This is a genomic window from Corynebacterium incognita, from assembly GCF_014217255.1.
GTDB classification, from domain to species: domain Bacteria; phylum Actinomycetota; class Actinomycetes; order Mycobacteriales; family Mycobacteriaceae; genus Corynebacterium; species Corynebacterium incognitum.
In genome coordinates, this window is the sequence record NZ_CP059404.1 from 1334035 (window position 1) to 1352218 (window position 18184).

General features: G+C 64.4%; 13 protein-coding genes. 5 read left to right on the forward strand and 8 right to left on the reverse strand.

Annotated features, from left to right (window positions below):
* A complete protein-coding gene (locus H0194_RS06185; RefSeq protein ID WP_246388810.1) occupies window positions 1-1692 on the reverse strand; it encodes a GTPase family protein in 1692 nt (563 codons plus the stop codon).
* Window positions 1693-1822: 130 nt separating this feature from the next.
* Here H0194_RS06185 and H0194_RS06190 point away from each other — a divergent pair, with 130 nt between their 5' ends.
* On the forward strand, window positions 1823-3088 hold the full coding sequence (locus H0194_RS06190) for a Fic family protein (protein WP_185175090.1): 1266 nt from the start codon (window positions 1823-1825) through the stop codon (window positions 3086-3088).
* Window positions 3089-3741: 653 nt separating this feature from the next.
* Here H0194_RS06190 and H0194_RS06195 read toward each other — a convergent pair.
* Window positions 3742-4587 (reverse strand): PrsW family intramembrane metalloprotease, encoded by an 846-nt coding sequence (locus H0194_RS06195; RefSeq protein WP_185175091.1) that lies wholly within the window; start codon window positions 4585-4587, stop codon window positions 3742-3744.
* Window positions 4588-4592: 5 nt separating this feature from the next.
* Complete coding sequence (locus tag H0194_RS06200; RefSeq protein WP_185175092.1) at window positions 4593-5189, reverse strand: hypothetical protein; 597 nt, start codon at window positions 5187-5189, stop codon at window positions 4593-4595.
* A 56-nt stretch (window positions 5190-5245) separates the two neighbouring features.
* Here H0194_RS06200 and H0194_RS06205 point away from each other — a divergent pair, with 56 nt between their 5' ends.
* Together H0194_RS06205 and H0194_RS06210 are read left to right on the forward strand one after the other, a co-directional pair.
* Window positions 5246-7183 carry a M13 family metallopeptidase gene (locus H0194_RS06205; RefSeq protein WP_185175093.1) on the forward strand — a complete coding sequence of 646 codons (1938 nt, stop codon included), beginning with the start codon at window positions 5246-5248 and terminating at the stop codon, window positions 7181-7183.
* Window positions 7184-7192: 9 nt separating this feature from the next.
* Window positions 7193-8107: an alpha/beta hydrolase fold domain-containing protein gene (locus tag H0194_RS06210; protein ID WP_185175094.1), complete on the forward strand. Its 915-nt coding sequence runs from the start codon at window positions 7193-7195 to the stop codon at window positions 8105-8107.
* Window positions 8108-8227: 120 nt separating this feature from the next.
* Here H0194_RS06210 and H0194_RS06215 read toward each other — a convergent pair whose 3' ends face one another.
* The 5 genes from H0194_RS06215 to H0194_RS06235 form a co-directional block, all read right to left on the reverse strand.
* Window positions 8228-11722: an arabinosyltransferase domain-containing protein gene (locus tag H0194_RS06215; RefSeq protein ID WP_185175095.1), complete on the reverse strand. Its 3495-nt coding sequence runs from the start codon at window positions 11720-11722 to the stop codon at window positions 8228-8230.
* Between the two features lie 29 nt (window positions 11723-11751).
* Window positions 11752-13782 (reverse strand): galactan 5-O-arabinofuranosyltransferase, encoded by a 2031-nt coding sequence (locus H0194_RS06220; protein ID WP_185175096.1) that lies wholly within the window; start codon window positions 13780-13782, stop codon window positions 11752-11754.
* Between the two features lie 84 nt (window positions 13783-13866).
* Window positions 13867-14628, reverse strand: a complete 762-nt coding sequence (dprE2, locus tag H0194_RS06225; protein WP_185175097.1) for a decaprenylphospho-beta-D-erythro-pentofuranosid-2-ulose 2-reductase — start codon at window positions 14626-14628, stop codon at window positions 13867-13869.
* Window positions 14629-14664: 36 nt separating this feature from the next.
* Entirely contained in the window at window positions 14665-16080 is a 1416-nt protein-coding gene (gene dprE1 / locus H0194_RS06230; protein WP_185176920.1) for a decaprenylphosphoryl-beta-D-ribose oxidase, read from the reverse strand.
* 102 nt (window positions 16081-16182) lie between these two features.
* Complete coding sequence (locus H0194_RS06235; protein ID WP_185175098.1) at window positions 16183-16437, reverse strand: hypothetical protein; 255 nt, start codon at window positions 16435-16437, stop codon at window positions 16183-16185.
* A 156-nt stretch (window positions 16438-16593) separates the two neighbouring features.
* Between H0194_RS06235 and H0194_RS06240 the strand changes: the two genes are divergently transcribed.
* Window positions 16594-17169: a hypothetical protein gene (locus H0194_RS06240; RefSeq protein WP_185175099.1), complete on the forward strand. Its 576-nt coding sequence runs from the start codon at window positions 16594-16596 to the stop codon at window positions 17167-17169.
* 63 nt (window positions 17170-17232) lie between these two features.
* A complete protein-coding gene (locus H0194_RS06245; protein WP_246388813.1) occupies window positions 17233-18150 on the forward strand; it encodes an IS1096 element passenger TnpR family protein in 918 nt (305 codons plus the stop codon).
* Window positions 18151-18184: the final 34 nt, after the last annotated feature.

Sequence of the window (18184 nt, forward strand, 5' to 3'; positions counted from 1 at the left end):
TTATGCCTGCTCCTTTGCTGCGGTGACCGCGCGCTCGAGCGCGGCGTCCAGCTCCGTGGAAGCGGTGCCGCCGGTGAGTCGGCCGGTCACGGCATCAAAGCGGGCGCGTTCGGCGCCGAAGAGCTCCGTGATGCGCTCGTTAAGATCCTGGCGCGCCTTCTTGGCCATGCGGCGGACGTTGTCTTCGCCGAAGATGGTCTCCAACAACTTCTGGCCCACCACCGCGGAACCGCCAGCGATGGCCACCTCGCCGCCGGTGAGCCCGGCGGTGGACGCGAAGACCACCACCATGAGCGCCACGGTGAGCACGTTGAGCCCGGCGGACAGCACGCGGGCCTTCATGCGCTTGTCCGCAGCATTGTCTTGGATGTAGTCCATGAGGCCGGACTGCCAGTCGCGCACCAGCTGCGCGGCCTGCTCCTCGATGTCCGTGCTGGCCTCGGACAATGCGGGGTCGGCTTCGTCGCGCAGGCGCGGGGCGAGGGTGCCCAGGTTGCCCCAGCTGCGGGCCGCGGCGGTCTGCGCGGCGTCCACGATAACGGCGTGCAGGCCCTCCTCGATCTCGGTCTCGACCTCACGCACCGGCGCGGGTTTGCCCGTGATGAACGAGCCAATCTTGTCCAACGCCAACGAGTACCAGCGCTCGATGGCGCGGAACGCGTCCGAGGTGCCCACGAAGTCCTGCCAGCGCTGCATGACCTCCTTGCGCAGCAGGTTGCCGTCGCTCGTGGCATCGATGACCTGCTCGCCGGCGCGGGCGAACGCGTTATCAAAGGCCTCTGCGAGCTGCGCGGCGCGCTCTTCCTCGCGCTGCTTCTCCGCGCTGAGCTCGCTCACGCTGCGCCCCAGCTTCTCGACGGCGCCTGCCACCGTCTTCGCCGCCATCTCGCGGCGGGCGGCGGCGTCGGCCGCCAGGGCCTGAAGGTGCGCCTGCAGGTCGGTGACTGCGGCGGCGGGCAGCTGGCCGTCGACAAGCTCGGAGTGAGGGACCACGAAGAAGGAGGCCTCGCCCAGCCCGGCCTCGCTCATCATGCGGCGCAGGTCATCCGGCACGGTGGCCATGGCGTCCTCGTCCACGCGGTTGAGCACAACGATGACCTCGATGTTGCGGGCCGCGGCGTCGTTGAGGAAGTTCCAGACAAGGTTGTCGGCGTAGCGCGCGGGCGTGGTGACGAACAACCACAGGTCCGCGGCGGCGAGTAGCTGGCCGGCGAGTTCGCGGTTGCGGTCGTCGATGGAGTCGAAGTCCGGGGCGTCGAGAAGCGCCAGGCCGGGCGTGATGGAATCGGTGCTCACCACGCGCAGCGACGTCGCCGACGGGTTAGCACCGGGATCACCCTGCTCGCGCGCCAACCCGGGCAGGACCTCGCCGGAGTTGAACCAGTCGGTGTCGTCGGGGTGGGCCACGAGCACCGGCTGGCGGGTGGTGGGGCGGATGACGCCCGGGGTGGTCACCGGCGTGCCGACGATCCCGTTGACCAGCGTGGATTTACCGCTTCCCGTGGAGCCGCCCACCACGCCAAGTAGTGGCGCGTCCGCGTTGTTGAGCCGCGGCAGGATGTAGTCATCGATCTGCGCGACGGCGGCCTCGGCGCGGGCGGCGGCCTCGTCATTGGTCACGAACGTCGCGGACGCCAGCGCGTCCCGCAACTGTTCTACGGCCTTGTACGGTGTGCTCGGGATGTCATTCACACATCCTATTGTTGCAGAGATGCCCCGGGCGCCGCGCGGTGCGAGTCGGTCTCGGCGGCCTCTCGACGCCCCGCGGCCACCCATCCTTATTGGAAGAAAACCAGGGTTTTGGGAAATAAGGCTCCAGAATGTGAAGTACTATTTCCCTAAAAGGCGGGTTTTGGGAAATAAGGCGGTTGGTGGAATGGCGTATCGGATGCTCAAAACGGAGTTTCATGCGAACGGAAAGGCAGCAGCCGAGGAGCTTTACCAGAAGCGAATCACGTCTGACAGTGCGTTGCGTTGGGACTTCCGTATCGGGGAAGACCCCGCATTTTGTGTGCTCACCGTGGATATCGTCACGCGATTAGAACAAATCATGAGCCGAGAGCGGAGAATCTCCAGCCTTTGGCATGAGATTCCGGTTGGGGCGTCGCGGGGTTATGTGCAGACTCTATTGCTCCGGGAAATCGAGGCAACGAACGGCATTGAAGACATTAGGTCCACACGGCAGGAGATTGATGAAGCGCTTCGGGCGAAACGTGGAGATGGCGGTCCGTACAAGCGATTCCGCGAACTCGCGCGGTTATACAATGGCCTGGCCTTTGAATGGTTGGAGTTGCCCAAAAACTTCGCCGATGTTCGGGAGATTTACGACGCTGTAACCGATGGCGAACTGGAAGACGGAGCTGAAATTGAGGGGCCACTGTTCCGTGCCGAGACCACGAATGTAATGGGCGGGACAAAGGTGATCCATAAGGCTGTTCCTGCTCACGAGATCGAGCCGCGGATTCAAATGATGCTGGAGTTACTTCATGAAAAGGAAACCTCAGGACTTATCACGGCGGTGGTTACCCACTTTATGTTTGAGTATGTTCACCCGTTTTACGACGGCAACGGGCGCACTGGTCGGTTTCTCCTGGCTCAGAAGTTGCAGCGGGTGCTTTCACTACCGACAGCCATCGCGTTGTCACCGACGATCAACGAATACAAGTCGCGCTACTATAAGGCCTTCGAAACCGCCGAGAACCCGCTTAACCGTGCGGAGTTGACGGGATTCGTCAACGACATGCTCGCACTCATCGCGACGGCGCAGGCTGAGATGCTGCAAGACCTCATTGCTCGCAAGTATCTCTTCGATGGGCTCAAGCGGCGTATTGAGAACCTGCCCTCGGGGTCGAAGAAAGAGCAACGCCGTGCCCAAATCCTTTTCCTGCTGGGGCAGGTGTGGCTTTTCGATGACACCCGGGTGATTGCCCAAGACGACGTGCTGCCGTATTTCAGCGAGTCTCCCAGGACGCTGCGCAAAGACATCGCCCACCTCGAAGACGAGGGACTTGTTCAAGCTGTATCACAGAGGCCACTGCGCTATACCCTGACGAAAAAGGCGTGCAGCGAACTCGACTTAACCCGCTGATTCCGTTGCAGTTCGCAAAGTATATTACAACTGCAACGAAAGTGTAATGAATCTTCGTTACGGGTGTAATATACTTTGGGCATGGGTGCAATCAATATTCCTGACCTCGTCATGCTCTTGCAGGAAAGCGGCACAAGGCTTACCGCGGGCTAAAGATACACCACACTAAAGGACACAATCTATGTGAATGGTAAAGGGCTGCATGCCAATTATGCTCAGGTTGGGTGGCGTGGGTACTTTAATCCGAAAACTCCATGGCCTCCGAACGTATGCAATGGACGGATGCCCGAGGTAGGCATCAAGAGCGTCATGGGAAGTCACCCAATTGTATGACCCCACCATTATTCAACTGGCCTGGTCATTATATTTCGTTTGACCTGAATAGTGAAACGTTTAAAGCGAATACGAATGTGTGTGGCCGCTACACACTAAACGGTGAGTCGTCGCCGTGGGCATGTGTAAAGCTGAAACCATAGGAGGGTTTAATGAGCTTCGGAATTCTCGAATTGCTTCCATTTCTTGTGCTGATTGCGCTCGTGGCACTCGCTGTCTACTTAGTGAAACGAATTAAAGGTCGAAAGAACCAGTAGACCCATTTTGTATCGCTTTACGAGGAGCTGGTACTGTCGGTCATTTTCTCGACGCACCAGCGCTCAAGGTCTAATCACGAATCCCTCCTGGTAGCTGTAGCTGTGGTCGGCGGCGGCGAGGTTTTTTGAGCGGGTGAGTATCCAGCCGAGGACGGGGTACATGATGGCGCAGACGATGATGTTTTTGATGATGAAGGTGACGTCGGTGTCGGTCATGTAGTTCCAGGCGAAGTGGAGGGTAAAGGCCAGGGCTAGCCAGGATAGTCCGGTGGCAAGGCGCCAGAGGATTCCGCGGCGGGCGGCGTAGATGGCCCAGCCGATGCCCCAGCCGGCGATGGCGGTGAAGGTGATGTGGAGGAAGGGGCCGACGAAGACGCGTTGGGCCCAGGTGATGAGCATGCCGCGCATGTCTGATTCGAGGTCCATCATGCCGCCGGTGACGCCGTAGAGGATGTTTTCGAAGGTTTCGAAGCCGAGGCCGATGACTGCGCCGACGATGACTGCGTGCCAGGGGCGGTTGAGTTGTTGGTAGGAAAAGAGCACGAAGATGATGCCGAGTGCTTTGGCGGCTTCTTCGGGGTAGGCGCCGCCCCAGGAGGCGACGGCGTCGTACCAGCCGGTGTATTCGCTGAGCGCCATGACGGACATGGCGGAGGGGAAGACGAATACCAGGCTGGCGGCTGCGCCCCATAGTAGTGAGGCGATGATCCAGCCTGTGCCCGCGTCGGGGAAGGCGGGGCGGAACAGGCGTAGTAGCCAGATCACCGCCGCGATATAGAGTGCGGAGAATACGGCGCTGATCGCGCCGGTGGCGGGGCTGAGCATGACGGTGGCGCCGCCGACTACCAGTGTGACTAGGAGGCCGAGGCCGATGAGGACCCACATCGTGGTGCGAAAAATCCGACTCATAACAATCACGCCTCCCTGGTTGGTGGTGCGAGGAACGGTCGCGGCAGCTTCGCCACCGCGCGGGCAACGTCGTCCGGCAGCGGCTTCCCGGTCAGTGCCGACCACGTGTCCTTGGCCACCGGCGTGACGTCCTGGCCCCCGCCCTGCAGGATCGCGAGCATGAGCTTGCCCTCCTGCTCGCCGGTGCCGGGCTGGGCGATGACCAGCGCGGAGGCTGATTCGTCCACGAGCGCGGCGGTGTCGCCGACGCGGAAAAACGCGCCGTCGGAAAGCTGCCCATCCATGCGCGCAAACGCCCGCGCCGCCCGACGCAGGCCCTTTTCCATATCGGCCGGCGGGCCCGTGACCATGGAGGAGACCACCACGCCGTCGCAGGTATAACCCCAGCCCGTTTGGGATTGCGCGGTGAACGCACATTCCTCGTCCACCGGCACCTCCCAGCCCTGCGCCGGGGAACTCAGCGTGACCTGTTCGATGTCCGGGTTCTTATCCGGCAGGGCAACCCACACCATCGACGGCGCGAGGAACACCGCCAGTGCGAAGGCGCTCAGTGCGGCGAAGTGGGAGCCCGCCGGCGCGGGCTCGAAACGATAGGACGGCATAGTTACCACCCTAAACCAGGCCCTCGTGTCAGGGGATGTCAGTAAGGTGGGAGGGCATGAAAGACTTGTACCAATTTGTTAACGGACCCTGGCTCACCTCCCACGTCATCCCGGATGATCGCGGGGTAGACGGCACCTTTCACGCGCTTCGCGACGCCGCGGAGGCCGACGTCCACGAGATCGTGAAGGCCGACGACGGCCGCGCGGGCGCGCTGTATGCATCCTTCATGGATACCGAGGGTGTCAACGGTGCGGGCATGGCGCCTCTCGACGCCGACTTGGACCGCCTCGCCGTCGCCGACATCGAGGAGCTGGTGGCGGTTCTCGGCGCCCTGGAGCGCGAGGGCGTGGGCGCGCCGGTGACGTTCTGGGTGGAAAAGGACTCCGGTTCCGAGGCCGCGCTGGCTTATATCGTGCAGTCGGGCCTGGGGCTTCCGGACGAGGCCTATTACCGCGACGAAGCACACGCCGAGACCCTGGCGGCCTACGTCAAGCACGTGGAGGAGATGCTGGGCTTTTTGGATCCGGCACGCCTGTTCGGCCTGCCCGCCGACGTGGCGGCGGAGCGCATCGTGGGCCTGGAAAAGGAGATCGCGGCCGGGCACTGGGACGTGGTGAGCACCCGCGACGCGGTGAAAACGTACAACCCGGCGGAGTTCAGCGAGCTGCCGGAGCTGGTGCAGGTGGCGCTGCGCGGCGGCGGGCTGCCGGAGCACCGCGTGGTGAACATGATGCCCAGCTACCTCGAGCACCTCGCTGGGCTGCTGACCGGCGAGCGCATCGCGGACTGGCAGTTGTGGGCCACCTGGCACATCCTGCGCTCGCGCGCCGGAGTCCTGCCGGAGGAGGTCGGCGCCAAGAACTTCGAGTTCTACGGCACCACGCTTTCCGGCGCGACGCAGCAGCGCGACCGCTGGAAGCGCGGCGTCGGCCTGGCGGAGTCCATGGTGGGCCAGGAAGTGGGCAAGATCTTCGTGGACAAGCACTTCCCGGCATCGTCCAAAAAGGAGATGCTGGAGCTGGTGGACTACCTCACCGCGGCCTACCGCGAGCGCATCTCCCAGCTGGAGTGGATGACGCCTGCCACCCGCGAGCGCGCGCTGGAGAAGCTGGGCAAGTTTCAGGCCAAGATCGGTTACCCGGACACCTGGCGCGACTACTCCGGCCTGGAGTTCTCCGCCGCCGGCGCGGATCTGCTGGACAACGTACGCAAGGGCTGGGCGTTCCTTCACGATTACGAGCTGGGCAAGATCGGCAAGCCCGCGGATCGCGAGGAGTGGTTTAGCACCCCGCAGACCGTCAACGCCTTCTACAACCCGGTGGTCAATGACATCACCTTCCCGGCGGCCATTCTGCGCCCGCCGTTCTACAGCCCAGAGGCGGACGCGGCGGAGAATTTCGGCGCCATCGGCGCGGTCATCGGCCACGAGATTGGCCACGGTTTCGACGACCAGGGCTCGCAGTACGACGGCACCGGCAACCTCAATAGCTGGTGGACCGACGAGGACCGCGCGGCGTTCGAGGAGCTGACGAGCAAGCTGGTGGAGCAGTACAAGGGGCTGGTGCCGAGCGTGCTCAAGGACAACGGCATCGAGTCCGCGGGCGTGAACGGCGAGTTCACCCTGGGCGAAAACATCGGCGACCTCGGCGGCCTAGGCATCGCGGTGGTGGCGTACCGCAACTACCTGGCGGACAAGGGCCTGGACTTTGCGACGTCGCCGGTGCACGCCTTCGAGGTAGAAGACGCCGACCCGGCGCTCTACGAACAGGAGTACAACGGCCTGCAGCGGCTGTTCCTCTCCTGGGCCAGCGTGTGGCGCACGGCGATCCGCCCGGAGATGGCGCAGCAGTACCTGGCCATCGACCCGCACTCGCCCGCGGAGTTCCGCTGCAACCAGATCGCGTCCAATATCGCGGAGTTCTACGAGGCCTTCGACGTACCGGAGGATTCCCCGATGTACCTGGCGCCCGAGCAGCGCGTGACCATCTGGTAGCCGGTAGTCATGACGAACAAAGAACAGGACGACGCAGTAGAGCAGCTCTCGCCGACACTGCAGCTGGAGCAGATCGCCTCCTACCTGGACGCGCACTACGCCGCCCCGGACTTCACGCCGCCGTGGAAGTGGGACGGTCAGGACGACAGCGACGGTGGAGCGATTGAGGCGGCCCGCCGCGAGGCGGACGATTACTGCGCGCGGCTGCCGGACCGTATCACCCACGCCGCCATGTTGCAGCTGGGCACCGGGCTGGACCAGTCCATGCCGGGCGTGGCCTTCGCCGACCCAGCGCTGCGGGTGGAGGATGTTCCGGGCGCGCAGATCTACACTGCGGTCAAGGCAGGCGCCGCCGCAGACGCCTCAGCGGAGGACACGTGGGTCATCTCGCTGCACTCCGGCGGGTGGTGGCGCGGCGGCGGCAGCGCTCTGGACAACCAGTGGCGCCCCGAGGTCGCGGCGGTCGCCTCGCTGACCGGCGTGAACTGCATGGACCTGGACTACCCCTTGGCGCCTGAGCACACCGTGGCGGAGATGAACGCCGCAGTAGCTTCTGCCGTGGAGTTCGCGCGCGGGCGCGGAGCGCGCCGGGTGGTGCTGTGGGGCTATTCGTCTGGCGGCGCGTTAGCGTTGCTTAACGCCCCGCTCGCCGACGCGCTGGTGCTTACTTTCCCGGATCTTAACTCCGTGGCGGGACTGCCCGACGATATTCGATCTGGCGCGGAGCTCAGCGCGCTGCCGGCGGGGATGCCGGTGCTGCTGCAGGTGGCCACGGAAGACGAGATCGCCGCGCGCGCGGACGTCGCGGGCCCGGTGCTCGGTGGCGCCACCGTGACGGCAAAGGATTACGTCTCCCACCACCGCGTCGCCACGCCTGAGCTGAGCCGCCAGCGGGTGAGCGACGTCGCCGCTTGGCTGAGCTAGTTCACGACCGCCGACAATGTACACAGCGAGCGCAACTGGTGCTCCGGAAGGTGTTTTTCCGGTCCAGTTGCGCTCGCTGTGTACATGGGACGCGTTGATCGCGCCCCGGCGGGCTAGGAGCTATCCGGCCTTGGGAACGTCCTTGATCTTCATCTCGGACGGCATCCACAGGCCCGAGCGTGAGATCTCCTCGTGCTTGATATCGGCCAGGCGCGGGGCGTCGCCCTTGGAGTTGGTGCGCAGCTCGTACTTCTTCACCGCGCCCCAGTCGCGCGCCCAGTCATTGTTGAGGTAACTCGGGATCTCGTACGACCAGTTGACCGCCTCCGCCGTGGCCATTGCGCCGCCGAACTCAAAGGCTTGGAAGCCCGACAGCGAGGCGCGTGCTTTCGCATCCGGGAGCACCCGGTACTCCGGGATCTCGGTGACGCCGGCGTAGTGATCGAAGGTGCGCTGGCACGGGAACTGCAGCGCCGTGGACCAGTCCAGCAGCGCCGGGGTCTGGCGGTCGAAGCGCTCGTTGAGGGAGGTCAGCTCCGGCACGCGCGGCGGGGTAAACGCGATCCAGTCCTCCGGATCCAGGGAATCGTCCTTAGCCACCAGGCGCACCACGTTGGCCTCGTCCGGCAGCTCGTCCAGCGGGAAGCGCATGTTGCGCCAGTCCGGGGTCGCGCCGGCGTCGAGAAGCTCAGCCTCGCCGGTGTTGGTCACGTTGCCCGCGGCGTCCACGGTGCCGTATTCCAGGCTGAGCTGCTCACCCTCCTGCTCGATGCCGTTGACGTCGTGGTGTTTGATGCGCCCGGCCACGGACACGGTGATGAGCGGCGCGTTATCGCGGCGCTCCGGCAGGTTGTACCACGAGGTGGTCACCTCGGCGGAGGCGCGCTGCTCTTCGTTGTAGGAGCCGAGGACGGGTACCTTGCGGAAGTCCAGGTTGAACGGCAAGTTGATGGTAGAGCCGTTGACGCCCTTGACCGTGCGGGTGCCGCCCTCGGAGGTTTCCTCCGCGGTGGTCTCCTCGTTCTCGGAGCCCTCTTTCTTTTCCTTGGCGGAGTCGGAGGTCGCCTCCATACCTTCGGAGGAGCCGGAATCCGCGTCCGTCGCCCCGCCCGTGGCGGAGTCCGCGTCCGAGGAGCCAGTGCTGGTGGAGCCCGGCGCCGCCGCGGACTCGTTGCCCTGGCCGCCGATGGCGCCGACCGACGCCGAGCCCGGGTTATCCGGCTCAATGTACCCCGGGATGGAGTTCGGGTCGAAGCCGGTCGAATCTTCTTCTGGGGCCTCCAACGAGTCGCCGAGTGTCACGTCGCCGACCGGGGTGAGGAAGGCGTCGTTGGGGTTGGCCTCCACCATGACGTCGTTGGCCATGGCGCAGGTATTACCCGCCAGGGAGCGCACGTTGCCCTTGCCCACGGAGTACGCCGGGGACTGGGAGAGGAAACCCTTGCCCAGAGACAGCATGGAAAAGACCACCACGGCCACGCACGCAATAGCGATGGGCGCGGACATGATCGGTGCCCAGCGGGAGACCTTCGCGGCCTCTGTCGCGGCATCGGTACGCTCCGCGCGCATGCTGTAGCGCAGGGACTGCACCACGCCGATACCTGCGGTGAGCAGCGCCAGGGCCAGCATCACCGTGTTGGCCTCGATGGCCTTGAACTGGATGGTGCGGTCCCACCACGGGATGCCGAAGGAAGAAACGTACCACCAGGCGTTCCAGCCGGCCAGGCACAACGCCAGCAGGAAGAGCACGCCCGCGATGGAGAAGGTCCGCGCGCGCGGCGACTTCACAGCGATCTGGGACAGCACCACCGCGCCCAGCGCCGCGATAGCGCCGGCGATACCGGCGTAGATGCCGAAGTGGTGGGTCCACTTGGTCGGCGTGAACATGAGGAAGAACATGGAGAAGAACACGATGAGCAGCAGGCGCTGCGTCGGGCCCAGAGCCGCGCCGCGCACCCGGTGGTATTTCATCATGGAGAAGATGACCAGACCCAGGCAGAACAGCATGGTGAACATGGCAAACCGGCGGGTAAAGGAGCCGTCGACGGTCTGCTGGAACAAGGTGGTGTAGCGCAGGTACTCGGAGTACCACGGCAGGGCCGGGCCCACCTCGCCGCGCACGCGGATGGATTCCATCACGCCGGCGAAGGTCTGGTCCGCGAATACGGCTACCAGGATGGCGGTGCCGGTGGCTAGGAATGGTGCGATCATGGCCGTCCAGGCCACGGCGGGCTTGGTGCTTATCGACGCCGCGCGGGCGCCCATGATCTGAAACAGTTGCGGCAGTGAGACCAGGAACGCGCCCACCGCGAACAGGCCGGTGGGGCCGGCGCCCAGGGTCAAGGTGGCGGCGATGGTGCCCACGGCGGCGGGCAGGAGGCGTCGAGTAGCAATGGCGCGCTCAAAGGACGCCCAGGTAAACAGCACGCCGAGGGCCACGACGGGCTCCGGGCGGGTGCCGTTGTTGTAGGGGAGCCAGAACGCCAGGAACATGAACGCGGCCGTCCAGTGGGCCACGCGGCGGCCGTCGATATTCGCGCCCAGGCGCGGGAGGATCTCGCGCGAGAGGATGAACCAGATACACAGCGCGGAGATGAGCGCCGGGATGCGCATCCACACCGAGGACGTGGAGACCTGGGCGAACAGCGCCAGGATGTCGTAGTAGGGGGAGCCGAACGGGGACTCGGGCACGCCGTACCAGCGGTAGTAGTTGGCCATGTAGCCGGAGTTCTCGGACACGCGCGCCATGGTGAGCAAGAAGCCGTCGTCGGAGGTGTTGGCGCCGAAGATGTGCCAGTAGCCGAGGATGGCGGCCACCACGCCGTCCAGCGGGCGGACCTGCTTCCACGAGGCGGGCATAAACGAGCCGCGGCGGCCGTCGAGGCGGTCGATGCGGTAGAGGCAGAACAAGGCAATGAGCGTGAACACGATGCCACCCCACATCGCCACCTGCTTGATCGCGGACGGGGTGGAGGTAAACCGGGAGTTGATCTCCACGTCGGCCTGCAACCCGGCGTCGATGAGCTGGGAGGCGGTGTCGGGGTTGTCGCTCAGCTCGGAGTAGATGCCGGTGACCTGCGGGCGCAGATCCTCCTTGGTCTCCTCGGTGATGTCGCCGATGGTCACGGTGGTGCCCTCACCGTCGGCGCGGATGGTGAGCACGGCGTCGTCGGGAAGCTCCTTGAGCTCCTTCGGCGACAGATCGAGCAGCACCTTCTCCAGCGAGGTGACGGCCAGGCCGTCGTCGGAGGTGTCCACGAACAGGCCACGGTTGGTGGCCTCCGTGGAATCCGGGGGCACCGTGGACAACAGGACAGACTCGCCCTCGTTGAGTTCGTCCGCGGCGGCGGCCGGGATGGACAGCTCCAGGGACTCCGGCGCCACGGAAATGAGTGGCGCGTTGACGGAGCTCAGCGAGTCGTTTTGTGGCCAGCTCAGCGAGGACTGGGTCTGGTTGACCGGTAGCAGCGGCGTGGCCACGAAAAATAGGAAGCCCAACAGACCCGAGATGATGGCTAGGTTCTTCAGCCAGGCGGGGGCCTGCGGGCGTGGCGACGTCGCGACCGGGCGCGAGGCGGGCGCGGGATTATCTACGGTTGGCTCAGATGTTGACACACTGAGGCAGTCTAATGGGTCACCCCTGGTTATTTGCGTGCGACCACGACGAACGGGCCGAACTGTTCGACATGCCACAACTCCTCGCTGAAGACGGCTGGGTTAAACAGCACGGACACGTAGCGGTTATTCGGCTGGTTGGGGTAGATGTCCTCGGCGATGTGGGTCTTGAAACCCTCTTCCTTATTCTCCAGATCGCCGCGGAACAGCATGACGTCCGGGGCGTGCCACGGCGCCGCGTCGAGCTCGTCGAGGAACTTCTGCGGATTCTTCAGATCGCCCCAGGAGCGGTTGCCCCAGTCGCTGATATGCGACGCACGGGCGTTGTAGTTGCCCAGCGGGTTGGCGTAGTGGTTGGTGAACGCATTGAAGCCGTAGTACGGGTAGTAACCCATGAAGTGGGTCTCATCGGCCAGCACCACGGTGTCCTCGAAGGGGTGGCCCCACTCGTGCAGGCGATCGACGATCTCCGCATAGTACTTGGTGGAGTCCGGCGCGTAGCGGTCCGCGCGCTCGCCGTAGCCGTCGGTGTCAGAGTAGGCGTGGTCGATCGCGGTCTGGTTCTCCTTGGGGATGGACTGGGCATAGAAAATGCCGCCCGCGGTGCACAGGATGAGGAACAGCGCGGTGACGCGCGCGCTGACCTCGGGGCTGAACCGTTCGGGGTAGAAGCGGTGGATGCCCACGAGGCGGGCGTCGGCAAGCGCGAGGACACCAAGGGTGGCTAGCTGCATAACGATGATGACGGTGGTGCGGAAGCCCAACAAGGTGGTGCCCGCGACGGTGAACGCCATCGACGCCAGGGTCCAAGCATAAACGCCGAGCAGTGCGGCAGTCATCACCTTGACGTCCGGATCGCGGAAGCGGAAGACGATGTAGACCACGCCGAGAAAGCACAGCACGCCAATAATTGACGGCGCCAGGAATGGGAACGGGGTCTCCGTGCCCTCGCCAGGCAGGTAGGACTGCGCCGCGGACTGTACAGGGTCGGCGCTGCGCCACGACGCCAGCAGGTAAGGCGCCCACGCGATAGCCGCGATCGCCAGTGAGGTCACGCCAATGACCACCAGGTGCAGGATGGGCTGCCAGGTGTGGTGGGTGATGGCGAGGACTAGGGCGATGAGCGTGGCCACCGCGAGCGCTGCGACGCCGGTAAACAGCGTGTAGAACGTGGCAGAAAGACCCAGGTAAAGTGCTAGCGCAAGGCTGGCCGACCAGCGGCCGAGCAGCGCGCGGCGCGCCATGACGGCGGCGGCAGGGATGCCCATGGCCACGACGGCGCCGTAGGGTTCCTCAGCGTTGAGTGTGAGGCAGATAGCCATGGTGGTCAGCGCAATGGCGGTGGCCACAGGCAGGGAACCGGTGAGGCGCTGCCATACCGGGACGAGCAGGCAACCCGCGGCGGCCAGGGAGACGAGAGCCCACGGCTGGTAGACCTCCCAGCCCGGCATACCCAGCAGGTTTGCTAGGCGTCCGCCGAGCCAGAACCAACCGATGGGGTAGTAGGTAGGCATGTCGATATACGCCATGTCCTGGTTGGCGGCCGTTTCCGTCATGCGGGTGAGGAACTGGGTGCGGAACACCTGGTCTACCTGAATGCCGTCCAGCCAGAGGCGGGAGGCGGACAACGGGATGCCCAGCGTGGTGATGGTAAGGAACGCCGGGGAAAGATACGACAAGGCGTAGGTCAGCCAGATGCGCCACCGCGGCCGAGACAGCGTGGATTCACTTTTTGCTGCGTGGGATTCGTCGCGAAGCCAGAAGAACAGGAGCACGGCCAGAGCCACGAGGAAGATTGCCAGCGCAAAGGTGCTCAGTGCGCGCGTCACCATCGAGGTGTTGAACGCGGGCAGCGACGTGGCCTTGAGAATCTTCCAGGCCAGCAACGTCACGGCGCTGCCGCCGAAGATAGCGAGGAGGATGCCGAAAACGGTCCGCTTCAGCGTGGGAAGGTCAGACGCGTAGGCCTTTTCGCGCAGCTGGGGCCGCACGATGGATCCGGATTCGCCCTCAAGACCAATGGCCGAGGGTATACCCGTGGCGGAATCTGCAATGCTCATACGCATCAGTTTCGCACAGGTTGCGGGTGAAACGGGTACCGGAGGAACATTGTCGCACAATTCCTCCGGTACCGGCTCGGCCTCCTAGAACGGGAGGCGGCGGAAGATGGCCTGCGGGATGAACTTGAAGGCCAAGGACACGTACTCAAACAGTGGGTGCACGAAGATGGACTGCTTGCCAGACAGCACCGCGTCCACGGTGGCCTTGGCGACGTCCTCGACGTTTACGGTCAGCGGCGCCTCACCGGCCTCGGCGGACATCTTGGTGCGCACCTGGCCCGGGCGGACAACCAAGACCTTGGCGCCGGAGCCGCGCAGCGCCTCGCCCAGGTTGATGAAGAAGCCGTCGACGCCCGCCTTGGACGCACCGTAGACAAAGTTGGAGCGGCGCACGCGCATGCCCGCCACAGAGGACAGAGCGACGATGGTGCCGTGGCCCTGCTGCTTGAAGCGTTGGCCCAGCAGCACACCCAGGGAAACTGGGCCGGTGTAGTTGACCTGTGCGCTGGCGACGGCCGCGGCGTGCTCCTGCCACAGCTGCTCCTGGTCGCCCAGGGTGCCGAAGGCGACGATGGCGACGTCGACGTCGCCGCCGGCGAAGACGCGCTCCACGACGTCGGGGTGGGAGTCGAAATCGGTGGCGTCGAAGTCCACGACCTCAACGGCGCTGGCGCCAGCCTGGCGGAGGGACTCCGCGGCGGCGTCGATACGCGGGGAATCAGCGCGGGCGGCCAGGGTGACCTTGGCGGGACCCTTGGTGAGGAACTCAGAGACGATACCCTGACCAATCTCACTGGTGCCGCCGAACAAGACGATGTGCTGGGCTTGGCCTACAGCGTTAAGCATGAAGTTAAACCTTTCAAAAAGTCAGTGGTTACGCGACTAGTGCAGCTCGAGGCGGCGGGACATGTCGGAGGCGAAGACGCCGGTGGGGTCAATCTCGTTGCGGGTACGCAGCCAGCCGTCTAGGCCCGGGTACATCTTGTGGAAGTCCTCCGCAGAAGCGCGCGACTCCTTGGCCAAGTAGAGGCGGCCGCCGAACTCCAGGACGCGCTTGTCCAGCTCATCGAGGAACTGGCCCAGGCCCGGACGGATCGGGAAGTCCACGCACACGTTCCAGCCCGGCATCGGGTAGGACAGCGGTGCGCGGTTGCCCGGGCCGAAGAGCTTGAACACGTTCAGCGCGGAGTAGTGGCCGGAGGACTGCATGTCGCGGATGATCTGCTTGAACGGCTCCACGGCGTCCATCGGCACCACGAACTGGTACTGCAGGAAGCCCTTGGAACCGTAACCGCGGTTCCACTCACCGATGAGATCCAGCGGCTGGTAGAACTGCGTCAGGTTCTTCACCTGGTTCCGCGCCGGGGCGCCCATCATGTAGTAGGCCTCGCCGATGGCGGACAGCGTCAGCTTGTTCATGGTCCAGGACGGGAAGACGTCCGGCACGGTCATCAGCTGCGGGGCATGAAACTTCAGCGGGTCCTTGGCCAGCTTCGGGGCAAACTCCTTGAGCTGATCCAGGGTGGCTAGGGAGCCGCGGGAGATGGTGGAGCGGCCGAGCTTGGGCTCTGGGGAGATGACGTCGAACCACGCGGAGGAGTAGGTGTAGTTCTTCTCCGAGCCGTCCGAGTGGAAAGCCACGGTCTCGTCCAGGTTTTCCGTGCGGTCGGTGTCCGCGATGAAGTAGGCGGTCTCCGTCTTGGTCATCTGGATGCGCGCCCGCAAGATGATGCCGGTCAGGCCCATGCCGCCGACAGTGGCCCAGAACAGGTCACCGGACGGATCGTCGTCGGAGCCTTCAGGCGCCAAGTGCAGGACGCGGCCGTCGGCCACCAGCAGCTCCATGGACACCACGTGGTCGCCGAAGGAACCGGCGGAGTGGTGGTTCTTGCCGTGGATATCTGGGCAGATGGCGCCACCGATGGTGACCTGGCGGGTGCCGGGCAGGACCGGGACCCACAGGCCGAACGGCAGCGCTGCCTTCATGAGCTGGTCCAGGGTGACGCCACCGTCTACGTCCACGATGCCGGAATCCGGGTCGATGGAGTGGATGTGGTTGAGCGCCTGCATATCGACGACGAGACCGCCGCCGTTTTGCGCCGGGTCGCCGTAGGAGCGGCCCATGCCTCGGGCAATCACGCCACGGCGCAGGTGCGCGGGCTTGTCCGCATTGTCATCGGCCACCAGAGCCACGGCCTTCTGGATTTCTTCGACATTGGAGGTGCGAAGCACGTGCGCGGTGGACGGCGCGGTGCGCCCCCAACCGTGTAGGGATTTTTCTTCGGTGTGCAGTTCCATGGTCATGTGAGACATTCCCTCAATTTCTTTAATGGTCTTCGGTAACCAATAGTACGTCCGGTGCGGACATGACGATTGGCGCGACGTGAGGCGACGGGGGACCTAGAGATCCATGATCTCGCGGATCCGTGGCGGGAGTTCGTCCTGGGAGGTGATGTCCGGTTTCCCCGCGGCGCGGTGTTCTTCCAGGAGAGCGTAGATTTCCTGGCGCTCCGCGGTGTCGAGGAAAGGGATTTCCTCGGCCATCAGGCGGGTCATGAAGTCGTTGAGTGGCACGTTGGTGTGTTGCGCCGCCATGTGCACACCGTTGCGCTTGTCTTCTTCCGCGTTGTAGCGCTTCTTCCCGAAACCAAACATGTCCCCAGCCTACCCCGCACGATCTGCGGGACAGCTGTGCGATTGCTCAACAACAACAGGAAGTGGTCACCGTCATACTGCTCCCATCATGCTGTGGCACGAGGAGCCGGAGCACGTGCCAACGCTGGTGTCCGGTGCGTCGATATAGTGGGGGCCATGACTGCACACAACTCCACCAACAGCATGAACTCCAACGGCGCAGCCGATAGTGCGGTGGCGCCAGAAGACAATTACGCACTCGATGACACCATGGCAGGCCGCGCGGTCCAGGCGCTGACGCTGGGCGCGCTGTACGCGGTGCCGGATTTTGCCAAGAGCACCCTGGCTCGCGTTGTGGGCTTCGGTGGCGTTATTGTCGCGGGAATCACCGCCATCGGCGTGGCCAACGCGCGCCGCGATGACCGTGATGAAGACGAGAACCTGGAGGAAGTCCGCGAACCTGCCGAGGTCGCGGCAGAGGGCCCCGCTGAAAAGTCCGCCGCAGACGACGCCGGCAACCACGTGAAGCAGTGGTTCGACAACGCCAGCACTGCCCAGATTTACGGCGTGCTCGGCGGGGTGCTGGGCCTGTTCGGTCTGAGCCTGTGGTGGGACAAGGTGTGCGTGTCCTGGATGGCGCGCAAGCTGCGGAAGAAGGGGGTGCGCAAACCGTTTTCTCTCATCGGCGCCGCGGTGGCGCTCATTGTCTTTATTTCTTCCGAGTGCGACGCCCGCGCTAAGGGCGCCGAGTAGCCCATTTCGGCTGCTGAACTGGGATAACGGTAGGGGCACAGGGAAGTCGCTACCCTGGGGGTCATGATGAGCCAGCACAGTCAACGCCCCGGCGCCCGCCGGGCCGCGGGGCTCGCATCGGTGTCGGACCTCGCGGATTTCCAAGCCCGCCGTCCCCACACCATTATTCTGCAGGTGTCCAACGTTCGTTCTGACGGCGAGGTGCACCGCCACGTTGGCGTCAATGATGCCTTGACCTTCCACGAGCTGCATGGAGTCCTGACCACCTGTTTTGGTCTCGGCGCGGAAAGCTCCCCCTGGGCGTTTTTCGTGCACGTCCACGCCCGCGGCGAGCGCATCGACCCGGGGCATAACTTACGGGAATTTATCACCCGCGTGGGTGATCAGCTCGATTACACCTGGGGGTTGTGGGACTTCACCATCCAGGCCGCCGACATCTACCCGCGTGACGCGGATACCCCTCAAGCACTGTGCATCGGTGGTTCGGGCGCGTTCCCGGGCCGCAACTTCGACCTCACCGAGATCAACTCCCGGCTTACCGGGCAGGATACTATCGACGCCGTGTTGGGCACCGTCGCCGGGGGCGTGCGCAGCGTGATCAGTCGCTCCAAGCTCTTCGACTTCGTGCCTTTGCTGCAGGCCATGGACCTCAACCGCGAGCCGGAGGTGGATGCGGGCGTCGCAAGGCAGCTGGCGAGTCTGCCCCGGGAGGTCACCACGGAAGGAACCGACGCGTTCTGGTCTACCGTCTTGGGGCTTGCCTGCATGAGCGACGACGAGACTACCAACACCGTGGCGGAAACCACGATGGATGCTTTGGGCTGGCACGACGAATCCGGCAAGCCTTTGAGCGCCGCCGAGGTGCGCGACCTGTGCAGCTCCTCGTTGCAGGTGCTGTCCGACGTCGGGGGCGCCGGCCCCAGCGCCCTGCCCCCGGTGGATCGGCTGGACGTTTACCGAGCACTCTTGCGCGGCGCGTAAACAGCGGGGCGCCGTTGGGGGTGCGGTAGAGTGT